The organism is Steroidobacter agaridevorans (assembly GCF_009932555.1).
GTDB classification, from domain to species: Bacteria; Pseudomonadota; Gammaproteobacteria; order Steroidobacterales; family Steroidobacteraceae; genus Steroidobacter; species Steroidobacter agaridevorans.
Map to the genome: position 1 here is coordinate 289,612 of NZ_BLJO01000002.1, position 8,320 is coordinate 297,931.

The following is an 8,320-nucleotide window of genomic DNA, read 5'->3' on the forward strand; positions in this document are numbered from 1 at the left end:
AGTCGGTTCATGAAATTGCTTCGCTGTGGTCCCGATGGGAAGGTGATGATCGTCAGAGCGGGGTCGGTAGCTGGCGCTCTCTTCGCAATCATGCTCGCGGGGGCATGTGCTCAACTGCCGACGCCTGAAACACCGGCTCTGTCGCCGGACTGGCCTTCGGTAAACAAGGGGGCTGATGCGCAGCGCTACTCGCCGCTCGCGCAAATCACGCCTGCAAACGTCCATCAATTACGCCCAGCGTGGGTTTACCACATGCGCCCGCCTGTCGCGGCAGGCCAGAGCCCATCCCGGCTCCAACATTCGCAGGCCATTCCACTTGTCGTTGGCGGCACCATGTATCTACCAACGCCCTATGGCAGGATCGTCGCGCTCGATCCTTCGAGTGGCGCGGAAAAATGGGTGTTCGCTCTCCCCAACAACGATCGCGCCTCGCTCAGAGGTGTGAGCTATTGGCCTGGCGATGCGCAGAGCCCGCCCGCGATCATCGTCGGCACGCGAGCAGGAAAGCTCTATTCGCTATCCGCTCGGGACGGGAAGCCGTACGCCGGTTTCGGGGAGAGTGGGGTGGTCGATCTCAAGACCCCCGAGGTGATGCATACCGGCCCCGCGGCGACTTATATCTTGCCGTCACCGCCGCTGATCTACAAAAATCTGATCATTACCGGCGCGGGTCCGGGCGAGGGTCCGGGTGGGAGCACTGGCGGCCGCGGTCCGGCGGGCGACACCAGAGCGTGGGATGCGCGCTCCGGCAAGCTGGTGTGGACCTTTCACTCGGTACCGCGGCCGGGAGAACTCGGCCACGACACTTGGGGCGGCGATAGCGCCCACCACAGGTCGGGCGCCAATGTCTGGGGTTACATGACCGTCGATGAGGATCGCGGCATCCTCTATATGCCTTTCGGGGCGCCTAACAACGATCGCATTGGGACCGACCGACCGGGCAACAATTTATTCTCCAGCTCACTGGTGGCGGTCGAGGCGGACACCGGCAAGTATTTGTGGCATTTCCAGATCGTTCATCACGACGTCTGGGATATCGATACGCAGGCGCCGCCCATGCTGTTGGACGTCAAGCGCGGCGGCAAAACGATCCCCGCGGTCGCTTCAGTCAACAAGAACGCGCTGATGTTCATCTTCAACCGAGTGACGGGCGAACCGATCTTCGGCGTTGAAGAACGCCCGGTGCCTCAAAGCACGATACCGGGGGAGCAGAGCTCGCCGACCCAGCCGTTTCCGGTTCTGCCCGAACCGCTGTCGCAAAATACTTTGAGCCGCGACAACCTCTATAAGGACACACCCGAGCACAAGGCTTACTGCGAACAGCTCGTCGATGACAACGCGATGATCATGGGCGAGGTGCCCTACACACCCAATGTGCTCGATCGCTATGTCGTCTCGCTGCCCGGCACGCAGGGCGGAGTGAATTACTACGGCGGCGCTTTCGATCCTCGTCACGGCCTGTTCGTCGTGAACGTCAGTAATCTTGCCCAGCCTATGCGCATCGTTCGCAACGCGGATGGCAGTTACGTCAATTCAGGTCCGCTGGCCGGCACGCGGCGTTTTGGGAACCCGGATAACAATCTTCCCTGCGGACCCACGCCTTGGGGCCAGCTCGTCGCAGTCGACGTCAACAGCGGCAAGATCGCCTGGCGTTCCACGCTCGGCATCACCGAATCGCTGCCCGCAGGGAAGCAGAACACGGGCCGACCCGGCCTGGGTGGTCCAATCATTACGGCAGGCGGCCTGACCTTTGTCGGCGCCACTGACGATTCGCGTTTCCGCGCGTTCGAAACGCAGACCGGGCGAGAGATCTGGACTTACAAGCTGCCTGCCTCTGCCGAGGCGACGCCGATTACCTATGCGGGCGAGGGAGGAAAGCAGTTCGTCGCTGTGACGGCGACAGGCGGCGGCCTCATCGGCGCCAAGCTGGAGAGCGACACGCTGATCGCATTTGCCTTGTCCGGTTCCGATCAGTCCTTGATCAGCCGAAATCGATCAGGAGCACCTGGCGCCAAAGATCAAGTTCCCAGCCGCCACGCCACTGCTCCTGCCTCGCGGAGCACAGCACAAGCGACAACTCCGCCCGACACCCACGACTTCCCTGCAGGCGAGGGTAGGGACCTGACGCTGCGCGTTTGTTCGACTTGCCATTCGGCCGGGATAATCTCGGCCCAGCGACTGGCGCGCACCGATTGGGATCGGATCGTACAGACGATGGCCAACCAAGGCGCTGCTGCAACGGACGCCGAGCTCGCCACCATCACCGAGTATCTGGTCAAGTCGTTTCCGCCAGCCGATTCCGCGGCGACGGCCGAGGGGGGTGGAACCGCGCCATGAGCCAGGTTGCAATGTTTGATGTCGGATCGCCGCGCTGTCCCAGTGCGCTCAATAGTTCATTTCAGGAAATCGGTTCATGAAATTGCTTCGCTATGGTCCCGTGGGTGGTGAAAAGCCGGGCTTGCTCGACGCGTCGGGTGCGCTCCGCGATTTGTCCGGCCATGTCGCGGACATCACGCCAGCTGCACTCGCACCGCAAGTGCTCGCCCGGCTACGCGCGATCGATTCGCAGAGCCTGCCCAAGGTCGACAGTCCGCAGCGTTATGGTCCGCCGGTGAGCGGCACGAGAAAATTCCTCGCCATCGGGCTCAACTATGCCGACCACGCCGCCGAATCGAACATGCCGATTCCAGCCGAACCGATCCTGTTCACGAAGGCGACGTCCTGCATCCAGGGACCGGACGACGACGTGATGTTGCCGCGTGACTCGGTGAAATCGGATTGGGAAGTCGAGCTCGGCGTCGTTATCGGCAAGACCGCGCGTTACGTCGAGGAAGCCGAAGCGCTTTCGCACGTGGCCGGCTATCTCACGGTCAACGATCTCTCCGAACGGGAATATCAGCTCGAGCGCGGCAGCCAATGGGACAAGGGCAAGGGCTGCGATACGTTTGGACCGGTTGGCCCGTGGCTCGTCACCGCCGATGAAGTCGGCGATCCGCAGAATCTCGATCTGTGGCTCGATGTAAACGGCCGGCGCATGCAAACCGGCAACACGCGCACGATGGTTTTCACCGTGAGCAACCTGGTGTCGTACATCAGTCGATTCATGACGCTCGAGCCGGGCGATATCATCACCACCGGCACTCCTCCCGGCGTCGGTCTGGGCATGAAGCCGCCCGTTTATCTCAAGGCCGGCGATGTCATTCGCCTGGGCATCGAAAAGCTGGGGGAGCAGCAGCAGCGCGTTGTTCCCTGGCGGCGCGTGGACTGACACGAAACATGCTCGATCACGGCCGAAGAGTATTCATCCAAGGATTGATCTCAGCCGCCGCCGCGGGATCGGGCATGTCGCTCGTGTGCCATGCGGCGGCGGTACAGGCTCAATCTGCGCCGCCCTTGGCGGAAGTCGATCCTGTCGTCGACAGCTTGCAGATCATCTCGACGGGGCATGAGTGGACGGAAGGCCCGCTTTGGGTCGGCGACCAGAACGGCTATCTGCTGTTCTCCGATGTGCCTGGCAACACGATCCATCGCTGGGACGGGCATTCGACTGCGGTGTTCCTGCGCCCGTCCGGTTATGCCGGTACGCCTATTCCGTCCACCATTCGCGAAGGCGGCTCGAACGGACTGGCGCTCGGTCGTGGTGGCCTGCTCATCGCCGATAGCGGCAACCGCTGCGTTTCGGCGATCGATCTCGAGACGCGGCAACGGACCGTGCTTGTCGATCGCTATCGAGGCAGGCGGTTCAACAGTCCGAACGATCTGCTGGTTGCAAACAACGGCGATATTTATTTCACCGACCCGCCCTACGGTCTGGCGGGCGTCGTGGATTCTCCGCTTCGCGAGCTCACGTTTACCGGCGTCTTCAGGATCACGCCGGACAATCAGGTGCACTTGATCACCGACGCGCTGTTCCCGAACGGCATTGCGTTGTCGCCCGATCAGCGCACGCTGTATGCCACGGATCGCACGGGATGGATTGCCATCGAGCTCGACGCGCAATCGCAGGCTGCAAGGCGGAGTGTGCTCGTCGCATCTTCATCTGTCGGCGGCGGTGGCGACGGCATGAAGACCGATGCAAGTGGCAATCTCTGGTGCAGCGGCCCGGGCGGCGTTCACGTGTTTTCTCGCCTGGGACACCCTATCGGCCACATTCGTGTAGCGGGGCGCACGTCGAACTGCGCCTTCGGTGCGGATGGGTACATCTACATCACCAACGCGCAGCAAGTCGTGCGCGGCAAGATCAGCGAACGCTTTGCTCGGATCGCCCGCACGGCCGGGCAGTGACCGCAACGAGCTGCCGGGCGCTCGAAGAAAGTATCGATTCACAACTCTCCGGTTTCTCAGGGGCGCGGATGTCCAGATCGCCGAGGGGCCCAGCGGCCGTGTTGATCATTGCGATGTTGGCAGCGCCGGGAGCGCTGGGTTCCGTCGAGGATGCGAAACCCCCCGGGCAAAGCTCCCAAGCCAAAACATCCAACGAAGTCTTTCGCCAGAAGTTCGTGGAGCATTGTTCGAGTTGCCACGGCATGGATCTCGCGGGCGGCCGTGCGCCGAGCCTGTTCGATCAGACGTTGTTGGAGAGCCGTACCGATGAGGCGCTTCATCATACGATCGACGCAGGCAGGCCCGCCGCGGGAATGCCTGCTTTCAAGGGTGTGCTGAGCGACGATGAAATCTGGCACCTCATCCAGTTCCTGCGCACTTCGGCGGGGGCGATGAAGGGCAAGCGGCCCTTCGTCGAATCACCCAACAATCGCATCGTCGATAGCGCGAAACAAAAATTCCGTCTGGAGGTTGTCGCCGCCGGACTGGAAGTACCTTGGGGAATGGCGCTCCTGCCGGACGGCCGCTTGCTGGTAACGGAACGTCCCGGCCGTTTGCGCATCATCGAAAACGGTCGGCTCTTGCAGAAGCCAGTCGCGGGCACACCAACGGTGCGGGTGGGCCACGACGCGGGGATGTTCGACGTCGCAGTACATCCGGATTACCGCCGCAATGGATGGATTTATCTGTCTTACGCCGAAACGCTCCCCGGATATGTGGCGCCGCCGCCTTCTGGCGACGCACCTGCGCCAATTCCACCTTCGATGACGGTCGTCGTGCGCGGCAAGCTCGACGGCGATGAATGGGTGCAAACTCAGACGATCTTCCGGGCGCCCCCCGCGCTCTATACTTCGAGCGGTGTTCACTACGGTTCACGCTTCACGTTCGACCGTGCCGGACATCTGTTCTTCTCGATCGGGGATCGCGGCTCGATCTCCGCTGCGCAGGATCTGTCGACGCCGATTGGCAAGATCCACCGCGTCAACGACGATGGTTCTGTTCCCTCCGACAATCCATTTGTCCACACGCATGGGGCCGTCCCGACCACCTGGAGTTACGGCCATCGCAACCCGCAGGGTTTTGCGTGGGATCCAGTCACAGGACTGCTCTGGGCATCCGAGCATGGTCCGGGCGGTGGCGACGAGATCAACATCATCGAGCGCGGCAGGAACTACGGCTGGGGCGTGATCACGATGGGCAGACAACCGGGGATCGACCAACGCGCCGAGTCAGGCATGGAACAGCCGATCGTTTATTACACGCCATCCATCGCTCCCAGCGGGATCGCGTTTTACAGCGGCGATCGCTATCCGCGCTGGCGTAACAATCTGTTCGTGGCCGGGCTGGCCGGACAGCAGCTACGCCGGTTGGAAGTCCAGGATCGCCGCGTCGTCGCGCAAGAAGTTCTGTTTCAACAGTTCGGGCGTACACGTACCGCCATCGTCGGGCCGGAGGGCCTGTTCTATGTGCTGTTACAAAATCCAACGGGCGGGACGACGGGCTTGAAGCTCGAGGCGTCCACGCCCGGCATGGTCGTGCGACTCATGCCGGTGGACTGATCATCGTGCAAAAAAAAACGCCCCAGCATGAGCCGGGGCGTGTCTGACGAGGCGGCCGCTAGAACTGGAACCGAACGCCGGCGGTGAAGTATCTGCCGATCACGTCGTACTGCGATTGAAAGGACGGGTAGAACTCCGTGGGTTGAGCGTTGTTTTGCGGAGCGAACACGAGCTTGTCGAGCAAGTTGGCGCCGCTCAGGTACAGTGTGACCGGGCTCTCGCCATCGACGATATCGTAAGTGAGGTTGGCATTCAGATAAGCCACCGACGAGAGCCGATTGTTGGTCACGAACACATTCGGTTGCAGGGTGTAGAAGAGCTCGCTGATATAGCGAACATCCACCCCGACACTCAGTCGATCCGTCGAAAAGTCGATCGACGGCGTGATCTGATGCTTCGGTACACCCGCGGCGGCACCCGCCAGAATGAGCGGGATGGCGCCCGGTGACGAGGCTTGCGTGAACTCGCGCGTGTAGTTGCCGAGCAGTCTGAGGGCGAGCTTCCCCGGTCCGAGCAACATGTCATAGTTGATTTCGTAATCGATGCCGTCCATCTCGCTGAACGCTTGATTGAACGGCACCGTCGCGATGCTGAGCGGGAAGTTTTCTGCAGACCGATCGTCGAACGGCAATGGACGGACAATGAGCTCGCAGGTGGGACCGGTGCCGCCGCTATCCTCGCACAGCTGATTGATGAGCGTGGTGTTCGGGCGAGTGATCTGATCCTCGATCCTGATCTTGTAGAAGTCGATCGAAGCGCTGAATCCCGGAAAGAACGTTGGCTGCCAGATCGCGCCGGCCGTGATGGTGCGTGCGATCTCGGGCTTCAAGTCCGGGTTGCCGCGATTGAGCGTAATCAGGTTGGTGTTCCGACCGGTGTGGATATCGGTGAACGTACCGCGCGTGGAGCCGACGCCCTGAAACAATTCGTAGAGGGTAGGAGCACGGATATCCTGCGACCAGGTGCCGCGGAAACGAATCTGTTCGACTGGAGACCACCGGGCACCCACTTTCCACGCCCGCATCCCACCGGTCACGCTGTAGTCGGTGTAACGGAACGCGCCATTGAGCTCGAGCTCTTGGGCGAAAGGTTTATCGGTGAGGATCGGCACCGCCAGCTCGGCGAAGCCTTCGGCGATATTCTGCTTGCCGAACGAGTTGCCGACGTTGGTGCTGTTCCAGAGCAGATTGAAGGGATTGGCGGCCGTGCGCAGCCCCTCGGGAATGCCGTTGAGATTCGCCGGATTGGTCGCGCCGTCCTCGACCAGGCCCGGCTCATACAGTTCGATGGGCGTGCTCGGATCGACATTGCTCTGCTGTATCAGCTTCTGGCGGCGATATTCTCCGCCGAGCGCGAAATTGACCGGCCCCGCCGGCACATCGAACAGCGGACCGGAAAGACTGGCGGCGAGTCCCGAAGTACGGTTCTCCACCTGGTAGCGCGACGGCTCATCCTGGAAATAGGCATAGGATTCAGCCGAGGGCGAGCCGTTGCCGAACGGGTTCCACGGCTTGCAACCCGGAAACAGGCCGGGATTGGTGAGATCCGTGCGACAAACGATGTTGCCGTTGGCGGCGCCGCCGCTGAATTCGCCGGCATCGACGGCGTCCAGCGCGGCAAACCACCGGGGCTGGTGGAAGTTGCCGAAGTGCCGCGTGCGCAGCTTCGAGCGGCCGTAAGAGAAGTTTGTCGTCCACTGCATGTCCGACCAGCGGCCGTTCAAGCCACCGAGCACAGTCGCGGCGCGGTTGTTGGTGAGCACTTCCTTGGGATGCTGATCCGCTTCGACGCGGCTCGCGACGAACGAGGCCAGGCCTTCCTGCTGCATGCGCTGACGGACGCCCACGGGCAAAAAGGCGTTGTCCGAATAGATCTGGAACGACTGAAACTGTGTGCCGGCGCCCACGGTCACGTAGCGGGTGTCGGAGTCGCTGAAACTGCCCTGCAGGAAGCCGGTGAGATTCTCGCCGAACTCGTAGTCGGCGCGTGCGAATGTTTGTTTGGTATTGAGCAGACTGGTCAGCGTCGTGCCGAAAGTCACCGCTGTATCGGCGCCGCCGACGTTGAAGTTCGGCGTGCCTGTTGGCGTTCCGAGGTCGGCGGGATGCGCTCCGAATTCGGAGACAGGTCCGCCCACCAGGGTGGGCTCGAAGGTGTAGCCGGTGAGCGAGAAAGGCGTCGATCCGGCGCGTGCTTCGGCTTGCCGCGCGGTACGGCCGCCATGGATGAGCGTGCCATAGGTGCCATTCGCAAGCCGGACGTTATACATCGGAGTAAACGGATTCTCAGGGCAGGTGCCCGCCGCGCATGGCCGAGCCGGATTCGCACCGACGTTCACCCAGCCGCCTTCGTAATTGCCACCATACGGGCGTAGACCGTTGTTCTCGAGGCCAGGCTGATAGAAATAATCGAAGCTTCCTTCGAGGTGCAGGCGGCCG

5 protein-coding genes are annotated in these 8,320 nt (G+C 61.9%); 4 read left to right on the forward strand and 1 reads right to left on the reverse strand.

The window, feature by feature from the left end:
• The first annotated feature begins 9 nt into the window (after window positions 1-9).
• The 4 genes from GYH35_RS08135 to GYH35_RS08150 all read left to right on the forward strand — a co-directional run bounded on the left by GYH35_RS08135 (window position 10) and on the right by GYH35_RS08150 (window position 5,882).
• Window positions 10-2,337 carry an outer membrane protein assembly factor BamB family protein gene (locus tag GYH35_RS08135; protein WP_161828127.1) on the forward strand — a complete coding sequence of 776 codons (2,328 nt, stop codon included), beginning with the start codon at window positions 10-12 and terminating at the stop codon, window positions 2,335-2,337.
• Between the two features lie 76 nt (window positions 2,338-2,413).
• Window positions 2,414-3,268: a fumarylacetoacetate hydrolase family protein gene (locus GYH35_RS08140; RefSeq protein WP_161815060.1), complete on the forward strand. Its 855-nt coding sequence runs from the start codon at window positions 2,414-2,416 to the stop codon at window positions 3,266-3,268.
• Window positions 3,269-3,342: 74 nt separating this feature from the next.
• Complete coding sequence (locus tag GYH35_RS08145; protein WP_161815338.1) at window positions 3,343-4,284, forward strand: SMP-30/gluconolactonase/LRE family protein; 942 nt, start codon at window positions 3,343-3,345, stop codon at window positions 4,282-4,284.
• Window positions 4,285-4,352: 68 nt separating this feature from the next.
• Window positions 4,353-5,882, forward strand: coding sequence for a PQQ-dependent sugar dehydrogenase (locus GYH35_RS08150; protein WP_161815059.1), 1,530 nt, complete (start codon window positions 4,353-4,355; stop codon window positions 5,880-5,882).
• Window positions 5,883-5,940: 58 nt separating this feature from the next.
• Here the strand turns inward: GYH35_RS08150 and GYH35_RS08155 are convergent.
• The coding region (locus tag GYH35_RS08155) for a TonB-dependent receptor domain-containing protein (RefSeq protein WP_161828128.1) at window positions 5,941-8,320 on the reverse strand (2,380 nt) is incomplete at its 5' end.